Annotated in this window: 16 protein-coding genes; 10 read left to right on the top strand and 6 right to left on the bottom strand. The window is 65.0% G+C overall.

Annotated elements, in window-relative coordinates; genetic code table 11:
• Window positions 1–273 precede the first annotated feature (273 nt).
• A complete protein-coding gene (locus ACVC5H_RS22740; RefSeq protein ID WP_489619984.1) occupies window positions 274–3201 on the top strand; it encodes a PAS domain-containing hybrid sensor histidine kinase/response regulator in 2928 nt (975 codons plus the stop codon).
• A 15-nt stretch (window positions 3202–3216) separates the two neighbouring features.
• Here the strand turns inward: ACVC5H_RS22740 and ACVC5H_RS22745 are convergent, their stop codons facing one another.
• Together ACVC5H_RS22745 and ACVC5H_RS22750 are read right to left on the bottom strand one after the other, a co-directional pair.
• Complete coding sequence (locus tag ACVC5H_RS22745) at window positions 3217–4077, bottom strand: IclR family transcriptional regulator (protein WP_489619985.1); 861 nt, start codon at window positions 4075–4077, stop codon at window positions 3217–3219.
• Entirely contained in the window at window positions 4074–4856 is a 783-nt protein-coding gene (locus tag ACVC5H_RS22750) for an IclR family transcriptional regulator (RefSeq protein ID WP_489619986.1), read from the bottom strand. Before ACVC5H_RS22750 ends, ACVC5H_RS22745 begins: the two co-directional genes overlap by 4 nt.
• A gap of 310 nt (window positions 4857–5166) precedes the next feature.
• Between ACVC5H_RS22750 and ACVC5H_RS22755 the strand changes: the two genes are divergently transcribed.
• From ACVC5H_RS22755 to ACVC5H_RS22780, 6 genes are all read left to right on the top strand, one after another.
• A complete protein-coding gene (locus ACVC5H_RS22755; RefSeq protein ID WP_489622746.1) occupies window positions 5167–6126 on the top strand; it encodes an MBL fold metallo-hydrolase in 960 nt (319 codons plus the stop codon).
• A gap of 38 nt (window positions 6127–6164) precedes the next feature.
• Window positions 6165–7910 carry an FAD-dependent oxidoreductase gene (locus ACVC5H_RS22760; RefSeq protein ID WP_489619987.1) on the top strand — a complete coding sequence of 582 codons (1746 nt, stop codon included), beginning with the start codon at window positions 6165–6167 and terminating at the stop codon, window positions 7908–7910.
• Between the two features lie 37 nt (window positions 7911–7947).
• Window positions 7948–8151 carry a DUF2783 domain-containing protein gene (locus tag ACVC5H_RS22765; RefSeq protein ID WP_489619988.1) on the top strand — a complete coding sequence of 68 codons (204 nt, stop codon included), beginning with the start codon at window positions 7948–7950 and terminating at the stop codon, window positions 8149–8151.
• A 67-nt stretch (window positions 8152–8218) separates the two neighbouring features.
• On the top strand, window positions 8219–9586 hold the full coding sequence (locus ACVC5H_RS22770; protein WP_489619989.1) for an MFS transporter: 1368 nt from the start codon (window positions 8219–8221) through the stop codon (window positions 9584–9586).
• Window positions 9587–9946: 360 nt separating this feature from the next.
• Window positions 9947–11695 (top strand): ABC transporter permease, encoded by a 1749-nt coding sequence (locus ACVC5H_RS22775; protein WP_489622747.1) that lies wholly within the window; start codon window positions 9947–9949, stop codon window positions 11693–11695.
• 14 nt (window positions 11696–11709) lie between these two features.
• Window positions 11710–13047 (top strand): ABC transporter ATP-binding protein, encoded by a 1338-nt coding sequence (locus ACVC5H_RS22780; protein WP_489619990.1) that lies wholly within the window; start codon window positions 11710–11712, stop codon window positions 13045–13047.
• Between the two features lie 25 nt (window positions 13048–13072).
• On the opposite strand, the gene ACVC5H_RS22785 is transcribed toward ACVC5H_RS22780, so the two are convergent.
• Window positions 13073–14719, bottom strand: a complete 1647-nt coding sequence (locus tag ACVC5H_RS22785; RefSeq protein ID WP_489619991.1) for a methyl-accepting chemotaxis protein — start codon at window positions 14717–14719, stop codon at window positions 13073–13075.
• Between the two features lie 328 nt (window positions 14720–15047).
• Window positions 15048–16502 carry an MFS transporter gene (locus tag ACVC5H_RS22790; RefSeq protein WP_489619992.1) on the bottom strand — a complete coding sequence of 485 codons (1455 nt, stop codon included), beginning with the start codon at window positions 16500–16502 and terminating at the stop codon, window positions 15048–15050.
• A 128-nt stretch (window positions 16503–16630) separates the two neighbouring features.
• Between ACVC5H_RS22790 and ACVC5H_RS22795 the strand changes: the two genes are divergently transcribed.
• The 3 genes from ACVC5H_RS22795 to ACVC5H_RS22805 all read left to right on the top strand — a co-directional run bounded on the left by ACVC5H_RS22795 (window position 16631) and on the right by ACVC5H_RS22805 (window position 20020).
• A complete protein-coding gene (locus ACVC5H_RS22795) occupies window positions 16631–17581 on the top strand; it encodes a LysR family transcriptional regulator (RefSeq protein WP_489619993.1) in 951 nt (316 codons plus the stop codon).
• 21 nt (window positions 17582–17602) lie between these two features.
• Window positions 17603–17995, top strand: coding sequence for an SMU1112c/YaeR family gloxylase I-like metalloprotein (gene gloA2, locus ACVC5H_RS22800; protein ID WP_489619994.1), 393 nt, complete (start codon window positions 17603–17605; stop codon window positions 17993–17995).
• A 141-nt stretch (window positions 17996–18136) separates the two neighbouring features.
• Window positions 18137–20020, top strand: a complete 1884-nt coding sequence (locus tag ACVC5H_RS22805; protein ID WP_489619995.1) for an AI-2E family transporter — start codon at window positions 18137–18139, stop codon at window positions 20018–20020.
• An 89-nt stretch (window positions 20021–20109) separates the two neighbouring features.
• Here the strand turns inward: ACVC5H_RS22805 and ilvD are convergent, their stop codons facing one another.
• Both ilvD and ACVC5H_RS22815 read right to left on the bottom strand, forming a co-directional pair.
• Window positions 20110–21972 (bottom strand): dihydroxy-acid dehydratase, encoded by a 1863-nt coding sequence (ilvD, locus tag ACVC5H_RS22810; protein WP_489619996.1) that lies wholly within the window; start codon window positions 21970–21972, stop codon window positions 20110–20112.
• A 193-nt stretch (window positions 21973–22165) separates the two neighbouring features.
• Window positions 22166–23593 (bottom strand): MFS transporter, encoded by a 1428-nt coding sequence (locus ACVC5H_RS22815; protein ID WP_489619997.1) that lies wholly within the window; start codon window positions 23591–23593, stop codon window positions 22166–22168.
• Window positions 23594–23756 lie beyond the last annotated feature (163 nt).

The following is a 23756-nucleotide window of genomic DNA, read 5'->3' on the forward strand; positions in this document are numbered from 1 at the left end:
CCATGCAAGCGTTTGTCATCCGGGCACTCATTATAGGAGGACCAAGGGCGGGGCAAACTCAGGAAAAGCCTGATGTATACCCGTTTTCCGGACGATGCACAGGCACGCGCACGCGTGCCGGAACGCTGCGTTCAGCCGGCTGCAAAGAACGAGTTTCCATGGAGCAGCTTTTGCGCCGCGTTTGGTTCATCAACCTCAAGTCTGGCGCTTGTCCTACAGCATACTCACAAAGGCTCATCTACAATCGGGCGTAACCAGAAATCAAGGCACGCCATGTCCGAGCTTTCCTCTCGTGCTGATCCCTTGCAACTTTCTGCCGGATCAGCCGTTCCCGCCCTTCCCCCGGCCGCGTATTTCGCGGTCGATGCGCGTTGCTGCGTGGTCTACCTGGACGAGGCCGCCATGGCCTTGCTGGGCCAGCGCCAGGATGCAGCGCACTCGCTGGCGGGGGAGGTGCTGTGGCAAGCTTGTCCGGCCCTGGCCGGCGGCGTGCTGGAAACCCAGCTGCGCGCCACCCTGGCTGATGGCCAGAGCCGGCAATGTCTCTACACACCGCCCGGCCAGGCGCTCTCCTATGAGGTGATCTGCTACCGGCAGGCGCAAGGAGTAGCGGTCAACCTGCGGGCGGCCGCGCCTTCGCAAGGCGGGCAATACCGCTGCGAACGTGAACTGCACGAAAGCGAAACACGCTTCCAGCTCATGACCAGCGCAATACCGCAGATCGTCTGGATCACCGATGCCGATGGCAAGCTGGAATTCATCAATGACCAGTGGCGCCAGCATACCGGCGAGACCGGGCACGCAGGCCTGGGTAGCCTGGAAGCCATGATCGTGCGCCACCTCCACCCCGAGGATCAGCAATCAACCCTGCAGGCCTGGCAGCAGGCGCGCAGCGCCTGTGTGGAGCTTTCCATCGAACACCGCATCGGCGATGCCGCCGGGCAATACCGCTGGTTCCTCACGCGCGGCAAGCCGCAGCTCGACCCCGAGGGCCGCACCATCCTGCACTGGTATGGCACCTCCACCGACATCCACGTGCAGAAGGAAGCCATCGCCGAACTGGCGCGCCTGACACACGAATCCGAACGACGACGGCGCTTCTACGAAACCTTCCTCTCCACCACGCCCGATCTGGCCTACGCCTGGGATCTGAACCATCGATTTACCTATGCCAACCGCGTGCTGCTGCAGATGTGGGGCAAGCCCTGGGACGAGGCCATCGGCAAGAACTGCCTGGAACTGGGCTACGAGCCCTGGCACGCCGAGATGCACAGCCGCGAAATCGAGCAGGTACGCGCCACCGGGCGCCCGGTGCGGGGTGATGTCCCCTTCAACGGCACCTTCGGCCGCCGCATCTACGACTACATCCTGTTCCCCGTGCTGGGCCCGGATGGCGAAGTCGAGGCCGTGGCCGGCACCACCCGCGACGTCACCGAACGCAAGAACAGCGAGGCCCGCCAGCATGCCCTGTTCCGCCTGGCCGAAGCGATCCGCGCGGCCGGCTCCTTGCAGGACGTTGCCAGTGCTGCAGCCCACATCATTGGTGAGGCCCTCACGACGCGCTGGGTCAGCTACAAGACGCTGGGGCCGCAACAGCAGGTCGAGCAACTGGGCCAGTGGTCGTTCCACCCCGATGAGAGCGGCGCTGCGGCACTGGCCTTGCATGACGAACGGCGCCTGGGGCAAGCGCTGCGCAGCCGCAGCGTGGTGCTGGTCGGCGACGTCGGCCGCGATGCCCGGACGGCCGGCCTGAAACAGGAACACCTGGCACGCGGCGTGGCGTCCTTCATGGACGTGCCGCTGATCGAGCAAGGCGAAGTCATCGGTATCGTGCACGTCAGCAGCAATGTGCCCCGTACCTGGACCGACAACGAACTGGCCATCGTGCGCGACGTGAGCCAGCAAACCCAGGCCGCCTTTGAACGCATCCGCGACCAGCATGCGCTGGCGGCCAGCGAAGCGCGCCTGCGCGAGATCAACGAGTCACTGGAAGCCGAGGTCAGCGCCCGCACCAAAGAGCTGATGGCCACCGAAGAAGCGCTGCGCCATTCGCAGAAGATCGAAGCCATCGGCCAGCTGACCGGCGGCCTGGCGCACGACTTCAACAACCTGCTGGGCGGTATCACCGGCAGCCTCGACCTGATGCGGGTGCGCCTGGTGCAGGGGCGCGGCGAAGAACTGTTCCGCTACATCGACCTGGCCGCGCGCAGTGCGCAACGGGCCGCCTCGCTCACGCAACGCCTGCTGGCCTTTGCGCGCCGGCAGACCCTGGCACCCCGGCCCACCAACGTCAACGCCCTCATCGGCGGCATGGAAGAACTGATCCGCCGCACCATCGGTCCGGCCATCACGCTGGAGGTGGTCACTGCCGTGGCCTTGTGGCCGACCTTCGTGGATGGACCGCAACTGGAAAGCGCCCTGCTGAACCTGTGCATCAATGCCCGCGACGCCATGCCCGATGGCGGGCGTCTCACCATCGAAACCGTCAACAAGTGGCTCGATGACAAATGGGCGCAGGAACGTGAACTGCCGGCCGGGCAATACGTCTGCATCGCCGTTACCGACAACGGCACCGGCATGCCGCCGGATGTGCTGGCACGGGCCTTCGATCCCTTCTTCACGACCAAACCCATCGGCGAAGGGACCGGACTGGGGCTCTCCATGGTGTATGGCTTCGCACGCCAGTCCGGTGGACAAGTGCGGCTGTATTCGGAAGTCGGCCAGGGCAGCACGGTCACGCTTTACCTGCCGCGCCATCTGCAAGACGCGCACGCCGAGGAAGCCGAACCGGCCAGTGCGCCGGCAGTGGCCGGCAGTGGCGAAGTGGTACTGGTGGTGGATGACGAAGCCCCGATCCGCCTGCTGGTGGCCGAAGTACTCAACGATGCCGGCTATGCGATCCTGCAGGCCGAGGATGGACCGGCCGCCCTGCGCATCCTGCACTCGGCGGCGCGCATCGACCTCCTGATCACCGACGTCGGCTTGCCGGGCGGACTCAATGGCCGCCAGGTGGCCGACGCTGCGCGGGCCGCACGGCCGGAACTGCAGGTGCTGTTCATCACCGGCTATGCGGAGAATGCCGCCTTCGGCCACGGCCATCTGCCTGCCGGCATGCAATTGCTGACCAAGCCATTCAAGATGGAAGCCCTGACGCAGCGCGTGCAGTCCATCCTGGAAAGCCACCGCAGCACCACCAGCTGAAAACGATATAAATAATTACGCCGAAACGGCCGGCGCGACCTGCTCGACCGCACCCAGGCGCCACGATACGGCTTGCGCTGCCGCCCGCAACAGCTGGGCTACCTCGCCCTCGATGGCAGTGTCGAAACTGCCGCTGCTGCCCATGACCGCCATCACCAGCGCCAGCTGGCCAGCGTGGTTGAAGACCGGGGCGGCCAGGGTGTGGATGCCGGGCACCGGGCGCCCCAGCGCCTGGTCCATGGCTTGCCGGCGAATCTGGCGCAGCCGTTCGGCATAGTCGTGGCGCAGGCTGCCATCGGGATGGCTTACGCTGTCAGCCTGGGCGCCTTCCATGCGGATCGCGTCCATGGCCAGCGCACCGGCCAGCATGTCGGAGGGCAAACAGGCCGCACAGACACGGCCGATGGCGGTATGCACCATCGACAGTACCGTGCCGATGCGCAGGCTCACGTGCTGCGGCCGCGAGGATTCCTCCAGCCGCACCACCGTCGGTCCCAGCGGACCGACCACGGCCAGCGCCACCGACAATCCGGTCGCCTGCGCCAGGGTGGCCACTTCAGCCTCGGCTTCGCGCAGCGGCGACAGCCGCTGCAAGGCCGCCAGCCCCAGATCGAGACCGAGTGCACCCGGGAAGAAATTGCCCTGGGCATCGCGCGCCAGCAAACCGATCTTCTGCAAGCTCACCAGATGCGGGAAGGCCTTGGCCGCCGGCATCCCGGCCAGCCTGGCCAGGTCGCCCAGCGGCAGCGGCCGTCCGGCCTCCAGCAAGGCATCCAGCAGGGCACCGGTACTGTCGAGCGACTGGATGCCGCGCTGGCTGCGCACGCCATCTTGATCGCCCTCGTCCGGCGTCGGCAGAAGGTTCGTGTTTCTCATGCGGCATCCTCCTCTGCAGCGGCGAGCGTCGCTGCGATGGCATCAATGCAGCCGCGCAACTGGCGCGCCACCGTACCGCGCCATCCCGCATCGATCACGCCGCTGCTGCCGATCACCGTCACCAGCAACAGCAACTGTTGCTGCGCATCCAGGAGCGGCATGCACAGGCTGGTCACACCCGGACTGGGCAGGTCGACCGCGCGCTCCATGCCGCGTTTGCGGATGGCATCGAGTGCTTCCTGGAAATGTTTCAGATGAGTCCTTGGCTGGCGCGGATGCTGCGCTTCCCACAAAGCCTGCCAGGCGGGGAAGGGGGTGTAGGCGCAATAGGTGCGCCCCGTGGCCGTCTCCGACAGCGCCATCACGGTGCCCACGTGCAGGTTGACGTGCAGCGGCTTGCCGGCGTGGGCGTAATGCACGATGGTCGGGCCGGCCGGCGTGGGCAAGGTAACGGCCACGCTCAGGCCCGTGTCCTGGCTCAGTTGCTGCACTTGCGGCAGGGCCAGGCGATAGGCGGGCTCCTGCGCCAGGCGCGCCATGCCCAGGCGCAAGGCCAGCGGCCCGGCCTCGTAGTGGCCATCGCCGGGCGTGCGCTTGATCAGGCCCAGCCGCAGCAGGCTCACCAGATAGGTGTGGGCTTGTGCCGAGGACAGCTCGGCCGCCGCCGCCAGCGCCACCAGCGGCAAGGGCTGGCGTGCCTGGGCCAGCGCCTGCAACAGGCGCCCGGCCACTTCCACACTCTGGATGCCACGTTGTGTCTTGACAGGGGATGCGCTCATCCGATGATTCCAAGGTTGCGAGTTTGCTGCCGCGCCAACCGACACGGAGCCTGGATTCTAAACCAACTCGCGTGCAGTGCAGCATGGATAGCCCCTCGGTGCAGGAAACGTCAATTAATTTTTAACAAGCATATTTGATATTGACTAATTAAAAGACGCTGACTAAGATGCGATCAACCTGCTCAGGGCAGGTAAGAACAACAGGATTTGACCCGCATTGATCCACGACGGGTTGGACGGAGACCTTTTCCCGATGGCATACGCCATGTCCAGCCTCGTCCCCATCCATCTGACATTGAACGAGGCAGACATGGCCAAGGCTTTTGCATCCCAGGCGGATCTCGACGCCAAGAAGATCACCTTTGAACGCATCTCGGAAAACGCCTACGCGTACACCGCCGAGGGCGATCCCAATTCCGGCGTCATCATCGGCGACGACAGCGTGATGGTCATCGACACCACCGCCACCCCGGCGATGGCGCAAGACCTGATCGCGCGCATCCGCAGCGTCACCGACCTGCCCATCAAATACGTGGTGCTGACGCACTATCACGCCGTACGCGTGCTGGGCGCCTCGGCGTATTTCAAGGAAGGCGGCGAGCAGGTCATCGCCAGCCGGGGCACCTACGAGATGATCGTCGAGCGTGGCGAAGCCGACATGAAGTCCGAGATCGAGCGCTTCCCGCGCCTCTTTGCCGGGGTGGAAACCGTGCCCGGCCTGACCTGGCCGACCATGGTGTTCGAGAAGGAAATGACGATCTTCATGGGCAAGCTCGAAGTGAAGATCGCCCATCTCGGCGCCGGACACACCAAGGGCGATACGGTGGTGTGGATCCCCGGCCAGAAGGTGCTGTTCTCCGGCGACCTGGTGGAATACGACGCCGCCTGCTACTGCGGCGATGCCCAGCTGGAACCTTGGCCGGCCACGCTCGATGCCCTGGCCGCGCTGCAACCGGAAGCGCTGGTGCCCGGGCGTGGGCCTGCGCTGCAAGGGCGCGCACAAGTCGAGCAGGGCATCGCCTATACCAAGGATTTCGTCTCGACCCTGCTGCGTGCCGGCCGCGAAGCGGTGGCCGCCAGGATGGGCCTGAAGGAAGCCATGGCCCATACGCGCCAGCTGATGGATCCCAAGTTCGGCCAGGTCTTCATCTACGAACACTGCCTGCCCTTCGACGTCACCCGGGCCTATGACGAAGCCTCGGGCATCGCCCATCCGCGCATCTGGACGGCCGAGCGCGACAAGGAAATGTGGGCGGCGCTGCAAGCCTGAGCGGCCACGACAACAACGAAGAGAGCGAGGAGACGAAAATGAACAACAACCCAGCCATCGATTACCAGCAGCACCGCTTCGCCTACCAGCCCTGCCTGGAACAAACCCATCCCGATGAAGCGCCCGTGCATCCGGTGGTGGTCATCGGCGCCGGTCCGGTGGGACTGGTGACGGCCATCGACCTGGCCCGCCAGGGCATCCGCGTCGTGGTGGTGGACGACGACGATGCCCTTTCCGTGGGCTCGCGCGCAATCTGCTTCGCCAAGCGCACGCTGGACATCTTCGACCGCATCGGCTGCGGCCAGCGCATGGTGGACAAGGGCGTGGGCTGGAACCGCGGCAAGGTGTTCCTGCGCGACGAGGCCATCTACGAATTCGACCTGCTGCCCGAGAGCGGCCACGCCCGGCCCGCCTTCATCAACCTGCAGCAGTACTACCTGGAAGGCTACCTGCTGGAGCAGGCGCAGCAGCACGAACAGATCGAAGTACGCTGGAAGAGCAAGGTCAGCGCCATCGCCCATCAAGGTGACCATGAGGCGCTGACCGTAGACACCCCCGAGGGTAGCTACATCCTCAAGGCGCGCTACGTGGTGGCTGCCGACGGCTCGCGCAGCCCGCTGCGCAAGATGATGGGACTGGAAAGCGTGGGCCATACCTTCCGCGACCGCTTCCTCATTGCCGACGTCAAGATGGAGGCCCCCTTCCCGGCCGAGCGCTGGTTCTGGTTCGATCCCCCCTTCCACCCCAACCAGTCGGTGCTGCTGCATCGCCAGCCCGATGATGTGTGGCGCATCGATTTCCAGCTCGGCTGGGACGCCGATCCGGTCCTGGAAAAGACTCCCGAACGCGTGATCCCGCGCGTGCAAGCGCTGCTGGGCAAGGACGTGCAGTTCACGCTGGAATGGGTCAGCGTCTACACCTTCTCGTGCGTACGCATGGATCGCTTCCGCCATGGCCGGGTGCTCTTCGTGGGCGATGCTGCGCATTGTGTCTCACCCTTCGGTGCGCGCGGCGCCAACAGCGGCGTGCAGGATGCCGAGAACCTGGCCTGGAAGCTGGCCTTCGTCCTGCAAGGCAAGGCTCCGGAGCGCCTGCTGGATACCTATGCGAGCGAGCGCGAGTACGCCGCCGACGAGAACCTGCTCAACTCCACCCGCTCCACCGACTTCATCACACCCAAGAGCGCCGTCAGCAAATGCTTCCGCAATGCCGTGCTGGGCCTGGCGCGCGAGCACAGCTTCGCACGCGGGCTGGTCAACAGCGGCCGCCTGTCGCTGCCGGCCACGCTGCACGGCTCACCCCTGAACACCACCTACAGCGGGCCCTTCAAGGGTGCCATGCAAGCAGGTGCGCCTTGCACCGATGCACCAGTGCAAGGCGAGGCGGGCCGGGGCTGGCTGCTGCCGCATCTGGGCGACCAGTTCGTGGCCATGATCTTTGCCGCAGCCTCTGCACTGCCCGCAGCCCAACTGCAGGCGCTGCAACAACTGGCACAGGGCAGCGTGCCGCTACGCCTGCTGTTCGTGAGCAGCACCGCGAGCACGGCACAGGACCGCGCCGTGCTCGCGGCATGCGGCCCGGACGCCCGCCAGGTGCAGGACATCGAAGGCCTGGCCGCGCAGCGCTACGACGGCCAGCCCTTCACCTGCTATCTGGTCCGGCCCGACCAGCACCTCTGCGCAGGCTGGCGCGCGGTCGACGCGGCAGCGCTGGCAGGCGCCCTGCAGCGCGCGACCGGCCACGCGCAGGGCGAACTGGCCACATCCGTGCTGGACGCTGCCTGAGCAGAACTCAAACAAGCCCTTTCCCCAAGGAGATACCATGCGCCTGAACACCGCACCCAACCTGACGCGCCCGGACGACTTCTATGAAGCCCTGATCGAGATGCATCGCGGCCTGGACGATGCCGCCAGCCAGGACGTCAATGCCCGCCTGATCCTGCTGCTGTGCAATCACATCGGCGGCCACGAGGTGCTGGTCGAGGCCATGCTGCGCGCCCGCGCCGCCGTGGCCGAAGCGGCCTGACCCGCCCACCTCTTTCATCCACATCCACAAGAGCGCCGCCACAGGCGCCTACCCAACGGAGACATTCATGATGACCCCATCCCCGGGCGCCGGTACGCTGGCCGCCCCGTCCATACCGGACTTGAGCGAAGCAGCCGAAGACGCGATCTATCGCAAGGTCTGGCTGCGCATCATTCCCTTCCTCTTCATCTGCTACGTGGTCTCCTTCCTGGACCGCATCAACATCGGTTTCGCCCAACTGCAGATGAAGCAGGACCTCGGCTTCAGCGACGCCATGTATGGCCTGGGCGCGGCCGTCTTCTATGTCGGCTACGTGCTTTGCGAGGTGCCCAGCAACATGCTGCTGGCGCGCTTCGGCGCACGCCGCACCTTCTCGCGCATCATGGTGCTGTGGGGCCTGGCCTCGGTGGGCATGATGGCCGTCACCGATGCCACGCACTTCTACGTGCTGCGCTTCCTGCTGGGGGTGTTCGAGGCCGGCTTCTTCCCCGGCATCGTGCTCTATCTCAGCTACTGGTTCCCGGCGCGGCGCCGTGCGGCGGTGATGGCGATCTTCTTTGCCGGCGTGGCGGTGGCCGGTGTGCTGGGCGGACTGGTCTCGGGCTGGATCATGCGCGACATGGCCGGCGTCATGGGGCTCTATGGCTGGCAGTGGATGTTCGCCATCGAGGGCGCACCGGCCGTCGTGCTGGGCGTGCTGGTGATCTTCCTGCTGGCCGATGGTCCGGCCCAGGCCAGGTGGCTCACGCCAGAGGAACGCCGCTTCCTGCAGACACGCCAGAGCCAGGAAGCACTGCGTACGCACCAGGTGAGCGCCCATTCGCTGGCCGCGCTCAGGCAGGCGCTGTCGCATCGCCCGACTTACCTGTTCGCCTTCATCTACTTTGCGCTGACCTGCGGTTCGCTGACGCTCAACTTCTGGATGCCGTTGATGATTCGCGACTTCGGCATCAAGGACGTGGTGCAGGTCTCGCTCTATACGGTGATCCCCAATGCCATCGGCGCCATCGGCCTGATCCTCATTGCGCGCCGCTCGGACCGCCGCAACGAGCGCCACGGCCACTTCCTGGCCTGCACCACCGGTGGCGCCCTGGCGCTGGCGGCGCTGACCCTGCATCCGTCCAGTTTTGCCGTCTCGCTGGGCCTGCTGTCGGTAGCGGCGGTGCTGATCTTTGCCGCCCTGCCGATCTTCTGGTCACTGCCGCCCGGGCTGCTGCCGGCCCAGACCATCGCGCCGGGCATCGCCTTCATCTCCAGCGTGGGCATCACCAGCGGCATCGTCAGTCCCTGGCTGATCGGCCTGGTCAAGACGCGTACCGGCAACATCGATATCGCGCTCTATATCCTGGCGGGCTTGCTGCTGCTCAGTGGCCTGACGATGTGGACGCTGATTCCACGCAAGGCACCGCAGGAAGGATTGCAGCCCCCGGTCTGAACACCCCGTTCTGCAGCGTGAGCAAAGCCGCCCTGTGAAAGCAGCGCGGCTTTTTTCATCCTCATCGCAGCGATGGCGATACGATCCGGCTCGACTTCCTGGTACGTCAGCCAGAATGGCGTTGCGTGCGTTAAGCCGCCACCCCCGTTGCTTGAAGCCACGCAGCCAATGTGACGCTACGGCAACCAGGTCAACAAACTGTCAGGATTCCTTGTTACAGTTGCGCCGCCGGCCATGGGGGTGCCGGATCCGATGATCTGAAGGGTCGTGCGTAACCGGTCCCTGCCCACCTGACCCTTGCTTGCCCAGCCACTACCGCCGCTACCGCTGATACTGCCATTCTGCCTCGCCGACATGAAAATGAAGACCACCTCGCCGCAACTGACGGCCTATGAAGAAGTCAAGCCTGGCTTCGGCTGGATCGATGCGCTGGTGCTGGCGGTGCTGTTCGGCCTGCTGTGGAGCGCCCTGCACTTCGGCAAGGGCATGCTGGCCCACTTCGATCCGTCCGACCAGCTGGAGGTCGACAGCTCGCCGGCCATGATCCCCTATTACGCCGGGCGCACGCTCTTGCGCATGTGGATCGCCTTCGCCTTCTCCCTGTTCTTTGCCATCGGCACCGGTTACCTGGCCGCCAAGAGCCGCCGCGCCCGCGCCCTGATCCTGCCGGCGCTGGACATCCTGCAATCGGTACCGGTGCTGGGCTTCCTCTCGGCCACCGTGACCGGCTTCATGGCGCTGTTCCCGGGTAGCCTGATGGGCGTGGAATGCGCGGCCATCTTCGCCATCTTTACCGGCCAGGTGTGGAACATGGCCTTCGGTTTCTATCACTCCATGGTCACCATCCCGACCGACATGCAGGAAGCGGCCACCACCTATCGCCTGACCGCCTGGCAGCGCTTTCGTACCGTAGAGCTGCCGGCCTCGGCGCACAGCCTGATCTGGAACTCGATGATGTCCTTCGGCGGCGGCTGGTTCTTCGTGGCGCAGAGCGAAGCCATCAGCGTCATGAACAAGGACCTGAAGCTGCCCGGTCTGGGCTCCTACATGGCGCAGGCCATCGACCAGGGCGACCATACGGCGGCGCTGTGGGCGGTCATCGCCATGCTGGCGCTGATCCTGGTGAGCGACCAGCTGGTCTGGCGGCCGCTCCTGGCCTGGGCCGACAAGTTCAAGATCGAACTGACCGAATCGACCTCGCCACCCACCTCCTGGGTCTATGACCTGCTGCGCGGCTCCTACGTCTTTACCTGGCTCGATGAAAAACTGTGGCTGCCCCTGGGCGACTGGCTGGCGCGCCGCCGCCCGGCCGGCACCTCGGCCGCACCGACACCGGCCCGCATCACCCGCGAGCGCTGGACCAAGCGCCTGCTCACCGGCGCCATCTGTGCTCTCTTGATCTTCGAAGCCCTGCGCGGACTGGTGGCGGCCATCGATGCGCTGCATGGGGCCATGAGCTGGAGCCTGTTCGGCCACATCGTCTGGCTCGGTTTCCTGACGCTGCTGCGGGTGCTGGCCATGACGGTGGTGGCCACCCTGATCTGGACCCCGGTGGGCGTATGGATCGGCTCCAAGCCGCACATTGCCCGCTTCGCCCAGCCGCTGGCGCAGATCGGTGCCTCCTTCCCGGTCAACATGACCTTCCCGCTGGTGGTGGGCTGGTTCGTGGCGGCCAACGTCAGCATGAACTGGGGCAGTATCCTGTTGATCGCCATGGGCACGCAGTGGTACATCCTCTTCAACGTGATCGCCGGGGCCATGGCCATTCCCAATGACCTCAAGGAAGCGGCGCGCATGTATGGCCTGTCGCGCTGGAATCTGTGGAAGACCCTGATCCTGCCGGCCATCTTCCCGTTCTGGGTGACCGGCGCCTGTACCGCTGCCGGTGGCGCCTGGAACGCGTCCATCGTGGCCGAGCTGGCCAACTGGGGCGACGTTTCGCTCAAGGCCGACGGCCTGGGTGCCTATATTTCGGCGGTCACCAAGTCCGGTGACACGCCTCTCATCATCGCCAGCATCGGCGTGATGTCGATGTTCGTCGTGCTGATGAACAAGTTTGTCTGGCGTCGCCTGTATGCCTTCGCCGAACGCCGTTTCCGCCTCGATTGACCGTGAGCCAAGCCATGACTACCTCGCAACAACGCCCTGCCGTCGCCGAACTGTGCGCGGTCAGCAAATCCTACAATACCGCCGGCGGCCACGAGCTCAAGGTGCTGGACAACATCGACCTGGCCGTACATGAAGGTGAACTGCTGGCCCTGCTGGGCCAGTCCGGCTCGGGCAAGTCGACCATCCTGCGCTGCCTGACCGGCCTGGTCGAACCCAGCTCGGGCCACACCATGGCCGGCGGCAAACAGCTCAACGGCGTCAACCGCGATGCCTCGGTGGTATTCCAGACCTTTGCGCTCTATCCATGGCTGACGGTGGAACAGAACGTGGCCGTGGGCCTGATGTCGCACAACCCGACCCGTGAAGAACGCGATGCGGCCGTGGACCGCGCCATCGAACTGATCGGCCTGGGCAACTACCACAGCGCCTATCCGCGCGAGCTCTCCGGCGGCATGCGCCAGCGCGTGGGCATTGCGCGGGCGCTGGTGTCCAAGCCCAAGCTGCTGTGCCTGGACGAAGCCTTCAGCGCCTTGGACGTGCTGACCGCAGAAAACCTGCGCCAGGAACTCATCAGCCTGTGGCGCGCGCCGGACAGCGGCCTGACCTCGATCTTCATGGTCACCCACAACATCGAGGAAGCGGTGGAAATGGCCACCCGCATCGTCGTGGTGTTCCCGCGTCCGGGCCGCCTGGGCCTGGTGCTGGACAATCCGCTGCCCTATCCGCGCGACTCCAAGAGCCCGGAATTCCAGCGCCTGGTCAACATCATCCACGAAGCCATCACCACCCTCTCGCTGCCCGACCTGCCGCCGGAAACCCACGTCCCGGGCGAGCCGATCTCGCGCGGCCGCAAGCGCATGGAATCCATCCCGCTGATCCCGGTGGGCCAGATCCTGGGCCTGATGAGCCTGTTGCACGACGAGCCGGAACTGAACAACATCTACGACATCTCCGACGAGATCGGCAAGGAATTCGGCGAGACCATCGCCACCGTGAAGGCCGCCGAGATTCTGGAGTTGGTGGACACGCCCAAGCAGGAGGTCTACCTGACCGACCTGGGCCGCCGCTTCGTGGCCGCCGACCGCAAGGGCCAGCGCGCCATCTTTGCCGAGCAGGTCTACAAGCTGCGCATCTTCCACATCATCCTGGCGGTGCTGGGCGAGGCCGAGGAGATCGAGGCCGAGCGCGTGTTGAAGGACATCGGTAGCGCCCTGCCCTATGACAATCCGGAAAAGACCTTCGAAACCATGATCGCCTGGGGCCGCTATGCCGGTCTCATGGATTACAACGCCAAGAGCGGCATGGTCTTCGTGCCCAAGGACGAAGACGAGGAAGACGGCGCCCAGGGCTGAGCGCCCCGGCGCCGGACCGGCTGATTCAGTGCAGGGCCGCCAGCGGCGCGCCCTGCAAGCTCGCCGGGGCTACCGCCGCATGGCTGGCATTGGCCACGGTCGAGGCATCCTGGCGGATCTTGAAGACCGAGACCACCTTCAGCAATCCCATGGCCTGCTGTGACAGCGACTGTGCTGCCGCACTGGCTTCTTCCACCAGCGCCGCATTCTGCTGGGTCACCTGATCCATCTGCACGATGGCGGTGTTGATCTGTTCGATACCGCTGCCCTGCTCCTGGGTGGCCGAGGCGATATTGTTCATGATCTCGCCGAAACGCTGTACCGAGGCCACGATCTCGGTCATCTGGTGGCCCGCATTGGCGACCAGTTCCGAACCCGCACTGACGTGCGACATCGATTCACCGATCAGGTCCTTGATCTCCTTGGACGCCACCGCACTGCGCTGCGCCAGTGAGCGCACTTCCGAGGCCACCACCGCAAAGCCGCGCCCCTGCTCCCCGGCGCGCGCCGCTTCCACCGCCGCATTCAAGGCCAGGATATTGGTCTGGAAGGCGATGCCTTCGATCACGCCGATGATGTCGGCCATCTTGCTCGAGCTGGCCGAGATCTTGTCCATCGTCGACACCACCCGGTCAAAGGCGGCGCTGCCGCTGCTGGCGGTCTGCGCGGCGCCACCCGACAGGCGCAGCGCTTCGGCGGCGTGATCGGTGTTCTGGCGCACGGTGGTGGTCAGCTCTTCCATGCTGGCGGCGGTTTCTTCCAGCGAGGCGGCCTGTTCTTCGGTGCGTTGCGAGAGGTCGAAATTGCCCTGCGCGATCTGTCCGCTGGCCACCGAAATGGTCTCGGCCGCAGATTTGATGCCGTACGCGATCACGTTCAACTGGTAACGCATCTGCTCGATGGAAGCCATCAGACTGGAACCATCGCCGTCACGTACACGCACCGTGGCGGTCAGGTCGCCGCTGGCGATGTCGCGGGCGACGGATTGCGCTTCGGAGGGCTCCGCACCCAGTTGACGGAGGATGCTGCGGGCGATCGTCACCGCAGCCACGATACCCACCAGCAATGCCAGTGCTACGGCCGTCAGCGTCAGGTTGCGCAGCCATTCGTAGGTGCTGCGCGCGCTGACGGCGGCTTCTTCATTGAGTTGGTCTTCGAATTCCGAGAGCTCGGTCAGCGACTTGATCCAGGCCTGTTGCTTGGGACGCACTTCGCTGATGAGCACCTTGACGGCCTCGGCCGCCTTGTTCTCCCGCCCCAGTTGCAAGGCCTTGGTCATGAGCGGGACAGTGGCGTTTTCATCCGCCTTCACCTGAGCCAGTAGCTGATGTTCGCGCTCGGTCGTGCTGGCTTCCGTGGCAAACATCTTCTCCAGGGCGGTGTAGGCGTCGGCGTAGAATTTTTCATGGCGGGCCAGCGTCTGCGCTTCAGTGCGCATCGATTCCTCGTCATCCAGCAAGGCGATGTTGCGAATGGTGATGGCGCGCTGGCTCAAGGCATTGCGCAAGGCACTGACCAGCTTGATTTCAGCGTTATTGACGCGGGTAATGTCGGTGAGCGCCTCATTGACGCGCGACATGCCGTACAACCCCAATGCCGAGATGCTCAGCAGAAACACCAGGATCAGGCCAAAACCCAACGCCAGCCTGGTCACGACTTTCAACTTACCCATGGTTGATCCCCTAATGAATATCCCCTGACCGTTCTCTTGGACGGCTGGAGGAAAGTTTGAAGGCGCTTGCGCAAGAGTGGACTGCAGAGTCCTGGCTTCTTGAATAGGGCGGAAGGGGGAGGGGTGCTATTTTCATCATCATGACCATCCGCAGCAGTCGGCGTGCCGGCAAGCAAAGGCCAGTCTAAGCGCTTGCCGAAAGGGCCAAAACGAGGATCAGCGATGATTTAACCTGTCTTTAAAGAAAGTTGCGAAGTTACGTATAGTTAAGTTTTACTTCACAACAACAATTACAGAATTTTTCACTGCAGCAACCCGCCAAAGCTGATCAGGCGGGCGCTTGCGCCTTGCGCCGCAAGCGGCTGGCACTCACTGCCGTGGCCAGTGCAGTGGCCGCTGCCGCAACCCACAACGCGACTCGAATCGCATTGCCATCCTGGGCCGAGCTCATCTGTACCTGGCCTTGCGCCACCGCAGCGGCGGTGTAGATCGCCAGGACCGTGCCCAGCAGTGCCGCGCCCAGGCACTGGCCGAAGGTACGCATGATGGCCAGCACACCCGAGGCATTGCCGCTGCGTTCACGCGTGACGTTGGAGAGCATTTCGCGGTTGTTGGGGCTCTGGAAGAAACCGAAGCCCATGCCGCACACCAGTGCGCGCCAGCCAATGTCCCAGGCCTGGGCGTGATCGGGCAGCAAGGCCAGCAAAACCAGCCCGACAGTAAAGAGCGCCAGCCCCAGGCTAGCCAGCAGCGCCGCAGAATGGCGGTCGGCCAGGCGGCCCGCATGCGGGGCCACCAGCACGATGCCCAGCGGCCAAGGCGTAAAGAGGGCCGCCGATTCGAAGGCGGTATAGCCATACGCATTCTGGAACAGGAAGGGCAAGGCCACGAAGGCGATGCCCTGGCCCACGAAGGAAGCCAGCGAGGTCAGTGCGGCCAGCGAGAAACGCGCATTGGCAAAGATGTCCAGCGGCAACAGCGGCTCAGGCACGCGGCGCTGTCCGCGCACGAAGGCCAGTGCGGCCAGCACGGCCACGGCCGCATAGGCCGACGCCAGCAGCGCGGCATGGGCGCTCTGGCCGGGTTCGGCAAAGCGCGCACAGGTGTCCGCCGCCATGATGAGGGCACCCATGGCCAGCGCCGACCACAGTGCACCGGCCAGGTCGAAGGGTGCGCGCGCCGGTTTGCGCGTTTCCGGAATGGCGCTCCAGGACAGCAGCACCGCGATCACCCCCAGCGGCACGTTGATGAGGAAGATCCACTCCCAGCCCAATGCCGCCAGCAAGGTACCGCCCAGCACCGGGCCGATGGCGGTGCTGGCCGCCACCAGCACGGCATTGAGACCAAGGATGCGGCCCAGCAGGCGGTTGGGGAAGACGGTGCGATGGATGGCCGGCGCAATGCTGAGCATGGCCGCCCCGCCCAGGCCCTGCAAGACGCGCATGGCAATGAGCACATCTACCGAGCGCGACAGTGCGCAGCCCAGCGAGGCCAGCGTAAACACCGCCAGTCCGGCCGTGAACTGGGTACGGAAACCCAGCCGCGAAGACAGTGCGGCAAAGGCTGCCAGCGTCATGGCGGTGGCCAGCAGATAGGCATTGGCCACCCACACCGAGGCGGCGGCGGAAGTCTGCAGGGCCAGGCTGATCTGGGGCAGCGCCACGTTGATGATGGTGCCGTCGAACACGGCCATGGTGGTGGCCATCATCACGGCCAGCATGGCGCGGCGGCGCTGCGCGCCCGGCAGGCCTTCGTCGCCGGGCAGGTCGGAAAAGAGTTCCATGGGAGTCGCTTGCGAAGATGAATCAGGCCTTCACTATAGCCAGCCACCATACAAGGCGGAAGACGCACGGCTTGCATTGGATCATTGCATTGAACGCCATGTCTGTCCTCGCATGCTAGGATTCCGCCATGCCCGACACCGACCTCAACCTGTTGATCGCACTGGATGCCCTCATCGCCGAAGCCAGCGTCGCTGGCGCCGCGCGCCGGCTGGGCCTGAGCGCCTCGGCCATGAGCCGCACGCTCACGCGGCTGCGCCTGGCCACCGGCGATCCCTTGCTGGTGCGCGCAGGGCGGCAGATGGTGCTCACGCCTTGCGCCGAGGCGCTGCGCGAGCGCGTGCGCAACGTCGTGCACGAAGCGCGTTCGGTCTTGCGTCCCTCGGTGCCTGAGCTGGACCTGGCACGACTGGAGCGCGACTTCACCTTGCGCGCCAACGAAGGTTTCATCGAAGCCTGCGGCGCCGCGCTCATCGCTGCCGTCACGGCCGAGGCGCCGCTGGTGCGGCTGCGCTTTGCCCCCAAGGTGGAACGCAGCCCCTTGCCGCTGCGCGAAGGCAGTGCCGACCTGGAAATCGGCGTGGCCAGCGAGATGGGACCGGAGGTGAGATTGCAGACGCTGTTCCGCGACCGCTTCGTGGGCGCGGTACGCATCGGGCATCCGCTGGCGTCCTTGCGGCGCGTCAGTGCGGAGCGCTATTGCGCCTACGACCACGTGAGCGCCTCGCCGCGCGGCGACCGCAACAGTCCGGTCGATGCCGCGTTGGCCGCACGAGGCCTCACGCGCAAGGTGGTGGCGGTGGTGCCGAGTTTCCCTGGCGCGCTGGCGGTGGTGCGCACCTCCGACCTGGTGGCCATGGTGCCTTATTCCTTCCTGACCACGGCCGGCGCACCGCGCAAGGATGGCAGCGCCGCCGGCATCCATCTGTTCGAACTGCCGGTGCCGACCGACCCCATCGTCGTCTCGCTGATGTGGCATCCACGGGTGGAGATGGACCCGGCCCATCGCTGGCTGCGCGCCAAGGTGCGCGCGGTCTGTGCCGGGCTGGCCCAGCTCGGGCCCAGGGGCCGTCCCGGCTGAACCTTTTACTGAAAGACTTCCATGCAACTGCAAGGCATCCATCACGTGGCCGTCATCTGTTCCGACTATGCCGTCTCCAAGGCCTTCTACGTGGACCTGCTGGGCCTGCGCGTGATCGCCGAGCATTACCGCGAGCCGCGCAACTCCTGGAAGCTGGACCTGGGCCTGCCCGACGGCAGCCAGGTCGAACTGTTCTCCTTCCCTGCCCCGCCAGCCCGCCCTTCGCGCCCGGAAGCCTGCGGCCTGCGCCACCTCTCCTTCGCCGTGGCCGACGTCGCCGCCAGCAAGGCCGAACTCGAAGCCCGGGGCGTGGCCGTGGAAGACATCCGCGTGGATGAATACACGGGCCGGCGTTTCACCTTCTTCGCCGACCCGGATGGGCTGCCTTTGGAATTATATGAAGTGATCCGCTAAGCCCGCCCGCACGCGGCTGCCTCCCGCCTGCCTTGAATTAGCGTCGTGAAGAAAAACGCCAAAACGCGGCAAGCGTAGCGCAGAGGCAACGGCTATACTCGCGCTGCATTCCCGCCCTGCTGCCGCCATCCCATCCTCACCATGCAAAACGTCAAGACTTCCGCTTTCTCGCGCCTGAGCTCCACGACCCTGCTCGGGGCCGCTGTCGTGCTGGGCATGCTCTACTTCGGCCGCGACATCCTGGCCCCGCTGGCGGTGGCCGGCATTGCCAGCCTGATCATCCTGCCGCTGGTGAGGAAACTCGACGTCCTGGGCCTGAACCGGGCCGCCGCCGCCATGATCTCGGTGTTGCTGGTCGGTGGCTGCCTGGTGGCGCTGGCGGTGGTGCTGACCTTCCAGCTGGTCAGCGTCACCAGCGACTTGCCGCAGTATCGCGACGCCATCCAGGACAAGATCGAAAGCGTGCGCACCCTGACCGAGCGCCCCTTCGCCCGGCTGGAAGCCGAGCTGACGGCCGTGATCCCGCAACCGGTACCGGAAACCACGCGCAGCGGCAAGAAGAACAGCCACGCCGTCACCGCTGCCAGCACTGCGGCGGCCAGCCCCGAAGCCGATACCCGCATGTCGGTGCGGGGTGCGCTGAAGCGCCTCTTTGCGCTGGCCTGGGGGCCCATCGGCCAGGCCGGTATCGTGCTGGTGCTGCTGGTGTTCATCCTGCTGGAACAGGAATCCCTGCGCGAACGCCTGATCCGCCTGGCCGGACTGACCGAGATGAGCCGCACCATGCAGGCCCTGGGCGATGCGGCTGAGGGGGTCTCGCGTTTCTTCTTTTCGCAGTTCGTGGTCAATCTGGTGTTCGGCCTGACCATGGGCATCGTGCTGGCCGTCGGCGGGGTGCCGCACGCGGTGCTGTGGGGCACGCTGGCCGGGGTGCTGCGCTTCGTGCCCTACCTGGGCGCGCTGGCCTCCGGGCTGATGATCTCGATATTTATCGCGGCCATCGATCCGGGCTGGTGGCTGGCGCTGTCCTTCCTGGCGTTCTACGTGGGGCTGGAAGTGATCGTCTCCAACTTCATCGAGCCGCGCGTCTATGGCCACAGCTCGGGTCTGTCACCGCTGGCGGTGATCGTCTCGGCGCTGTTCTGGGGCTCGCTGTGGGGGCCGATCGGCCTGCTGCTGTCCACCCCGCTGACGCTGTGCCTGGTAGTGGCCGGGCGCCACGTGGCCGCACTGGAGCCGATCACCGTCCTGCTGGGCGAAGCGCCCGACATGAGCCATGCCGAGCGCTTCTACCAGCGCGCGCTGGCCGGTGAATCCGAAGCCATCATCCGCGACGCCCGCGCCCATCTGCAAAAGCAGAGCTTCGCCAAGTACTGCGACCAGATCCTGCTGCCCGGCCTGGCCCTGGCTGCGCTGGACCTGCGCCATGGCCGCATCGAAGGCGCCCAGCAGGACCGCTTGCTGCGCTCGGTATCGCAGCTGACCGAAGTGCTCACGCAAAGCCCCGGCGCCCCGCGCAGCCTGCGCCGCCGCCGCGAGGTGCCGCTGCTCAACAGTGGCGTGGGCGCCCATCTGCGCGAACTGCGACTGGCGCGCCTGGGCCGCTGGCAGGGTTCGCTGGACGTGCCGCAAGGGTCGGTGGTGCTGTGCGGCGGCCTGCGTCATGAGCGCGACGACCTGCTCTCCGAACTGCTGGTACATGCGCTGCGCGTGAGCGGTATCGATGCCCGCAGCATCACCTTCGACCAGAACGAAGAAACGCCCCCGGATACCAGCAAGGGCCAGCTGGTCTCCATCGTGTTTCTGGTCTATCCGGAACGCGACAAGCTGGATGCCTGGCTGGACGTGGTGCGCAACCTGCGCACCGACCTGCCGCATGCACTGCTGGTGACGATCCGCCCCTCCTTCTTCAATGAAGAAGCGGATGCTGCGACCGTGAAGGAACAGGTGGACATGGTGCTGTCGTCCTTCGAGGAAGGGCTGGCGTTTGCGTCCACGCACATGCGACCGGCCATCAAGGCATAAGCCGACGCAAACGCAGGACAACAAAAAACCGCCCGGCTTGCACCGGGCGGTTTTACATTGAGGCGATGGCCAGGAATGGCCGGTAGCGATCAGCGCTTCAATTGCGACAGGTCACGCACCGCGCCACGATCCGCCGAAGTAGTCAGCGCAGCATAAGCCTGCAGCGCCTGCGACACCACGCGCTGGCGGTTGCCCGGCTGCCAGGCGGCGTCACCACGGGCTTCCATGTCGGCGCGGCGCTTGGCCAGATCCTCGCCGGAGATGCGCAGGTTGATGGTGCGGTTGGGGATGTCGATGTCGATCATGTCGCCCTCTTCCACCAGGCCGATGGCACCGCCTTCGGCCGCTTCCGGCGAGGCGTGGCCGATCACCAGGCCCGAGGAGCCGCCGGAGAAGCGGCCATCGGTAAACAGCGCGCAGGCCTTGCCCAGGCCCTTGGACTTGATGTACGAGGTCGGGTACAGCATTTCCTGCATGCCGGGGCCGCCCTTGGGGCCTTCGTAGCGCACGATGACCACATCGCCGGCTTTCACCTTGTCGCCCAGGATGCCTTCGACGGCGGCGTCCTGGCTCTCGAAGACACGCGCAGTGCCGGAGAACTTCAGGATGCTTTCATCCACGCCTGCGGTCTTGACGATGCAACCCTTCTCGGCGATGTTGCCGTAGAGGACAGCCAGGCCGCCATCTTGCGAATAGGCGTGTTCGCGGTCGCGGATGCAGCCGTTGGCGCGGTCCAGGTCGCTTTCCTCGTAACGCTCTTCCTGGGAGAACGCCACCTGCGTCGGCACGCCACCGGGCGCGGCGCGGAACAGCTTGTGCACGGCCGGGTCGCTGGAGACGCGGATGTCGAATTTCTCGATGGCTTCGCCCAGGGTCTTGCTGTGCACGGTCGGACGCGAGGTGTCCAGCAGGCCTGCACGCGCCAGTTCCCCCAGGATGGAGATGATGCCGCCGGCGCGGTGCACGTCTTCGATGTGGTACTTGTTGGTCATCGGCGCGACCTTGCACAGGCAGGGGACCTTGCGCGAGATGCGGTCGATGTCGGCCATGGTGAATTCCACCTTGGCTTCGTGGGCTGCAGCCAGGAGGTGCAGCACGGTGTTGGTGGAGCCGCCCATGGAGACGTCCAGGGTCATGGCGTTTTCCCAGGTTTCCTTGGTGCAGATGTTGCGCGGCAGGATGGAGTAGTCGTCCTGTTCGTAGTGACGCTTGGCCAGTTCGACGATCAGGCGGCCGGCGCGCAGGAACAGTTCCTTGCGGTCGGCGTGGGTGGCGACGATGGTGCCATTGCCCGGCAGCGACAGGCCCAGCACTTCGGTCAGGCAGTTCATCGAGTTGGCGGTGAACATGCCCGAGCAGGAACCGCAGGTCGGACAGGCCGAGCGTTCAACTTCGGCCACGTCGGCATCCGAGATGTTCTTGTCGCCGGCCTGGATCATGGCGTCCACCAGGTCCAGCTTGATGACCTTCTTGTCGGTGTTGACGGTCTTGATGACCTTGCCGGCTTCCATCGGGCCGCCCGAGACGAAGACCACGGGGATGTTCAGGCGCATGGCGGCCATCAGCATGCCCGGGGTGATCTTGTCGCAGTTGGAAATGCAGACCATGGCGTCGGCGCAGTGGGCGTTGACCATGTATTCCACCGAGTCGGCGATCAGGTCGCGCGAGGGCAGCGAATACAGCATGCCATCGTGGCCCATGGCGATGCCGTCATCCACGGCGATGGTGTTGAATTCCTTGGCCACGCCGCCGGCCGCCTCGATCTCGCGCGCCACCAGCTGGCCCAGGTCCTTCAGGTGGACGTGGCCGGGCACGAACTGGGTGAAGGAGTTCACGACCGCAATGATGGGCTTGGTGAAATCGCCATCCTTCATGCCGGTGGCACGCCACAGCGCACGCGCGCCGGCCATGTTGCGGCCTTGGGTGGTGGTATAGGAACGGTAGGTCGGCATGATGGGTGTCTCCTCAGGGCTGCTTAGGGAAAAAGGGAGCACAAGAGTGCCTCTGGGGGGAGTGTTTGTCCAATATATAATTTGATGCTTATTAATATCCAATGGATATTATTGGAGAACAACGCCAGGCCATCGAACTGGTCCCCGGCAGCAAACAGGCCCGTACCAATGACGGACCTGTCCGGCCCTGCGCTCAGGCTTCCTCGCCAGCCTTCTTCACGGTAATCGGCTCCACCACGCTCAACAGCAACACCAGGCACAGCAGCGACGTTCCCACCATATAGAGGAAGACGCTGCTCCAGTCATAGCGGTCCAGCAACATGCCCACAGCCAGGGGCGCACAGGCGCCGCCGATCTGGCCCAGCGAATTCACGATGCCGAACGCCGTCGGATAGGTGGACTTGGTGGCCAGCCCCATGGGATAGGCCGAGTACCCGGCAAAACCGATGCCCAGCATCAGGCCCGAGAGCATCAGCATGGCGCCCAGATACAGCACGCTGTCAGGGGCCTCCACCAGCATCAGCGTCATCATGGCCGTGCCCAGGGCGCCCAGCAGCATCATGGGCTTGCGGCGGCCGCCCAGCAGGCGGTCCGAAATCACGCCGCCCAGCATGTTGCCGGCAACCGCACCGATGAAGGGGGCCGAGGCGAGGAAGCCCATCTTCACCGAGGCAAAACCCTTGACCGTGACCAGATAGGTTGGAATCCACGACATGAAGATGTTGCTGATGCCAATCATGCAGCCATAGCCGATGGCCACGCCGATCACGTTCCAGGAAGTGAACACCTGGCGCAACGTTTCCAGGCGCGGCACGCGGCGGGTGCGGTTGATACCGTCCAGCCAGGGCATCGGCGCCACTTGCGCACCCTGAGTCGGACGAGAGCCGGTGGAAGCCGGCCCGGCAGGCAGGTCCTGCGTGATGTAGCGGCGTTCGGCCTCATTGCAGAATCGATTCTCGGCCGGCGAATTGGTCACCAGGAAAAACCACAAGATCGCCAAGAAAATGCCCGGCACCGCGAAGACGTAAAAGATTTCGCGCCAGCCCCAGAGCTGGATGACGATGATGCAAATCGTCGGTACGATCAGCGGCCCCAGCTTGGAGGCGGCAATCCAGAGCCCGGTAGCGGTGCCCTTTTCCTCGGGCGGAAACCAGCGATTGATGACGTTGGTGCAGCCGATGCCCAGCGGCCCCTCGGACAATCCCAAACCCACGCGGTAGAGCTGCAGCAGCAAGACCGAGGAAGTCGTCCCCATGAGCCCGGTGAAGAGCGAGGTCAGCAGCATGAAGACCGAAAAGAGAATGCCCGTGGTCTTTTCGCTCAGCCGTTTGTACATCAGCCCGACCGGAATCTGCACCACGCCATAGGCAAACGAAAACAGGCTCACGATCAGCCCGGCTTCGGTGTTGGAAATGCCGTATTCCTTCTTCATGTACGGCAGTGCGATGCCGAAATTGGCGCGGTCGGCGCAGGCAATGGCCCAGATCAGGAAGATCAGGCCCATCACTACCCAGCGATAGCGCGTCGGTTTCTGCCGGGCCAGCGGCGCTGCCTGGCTAGATGCGGAGGATGCAGCGGAACTGCGGCGGCCGGCCTGACCGGCTGCGTCGGCATGACTCATCGTCTTGCTCCTTGTGACGTGTCTCGTGTTTATCGTTATGTGGCCTGGGGCCTGTTGTCGTGGCGGCCGCTGATCCGGCCGACGCTGGCAATCATGGTCGTGCACCGGTACGGCGTCCAATCTTTTCTGGCTATCAGGTGATGTAGAGATTGAATCGATACCG

It is taken from the genome of Herbaspirillum sp. Her3 (genome assembly GCF_057961275.1).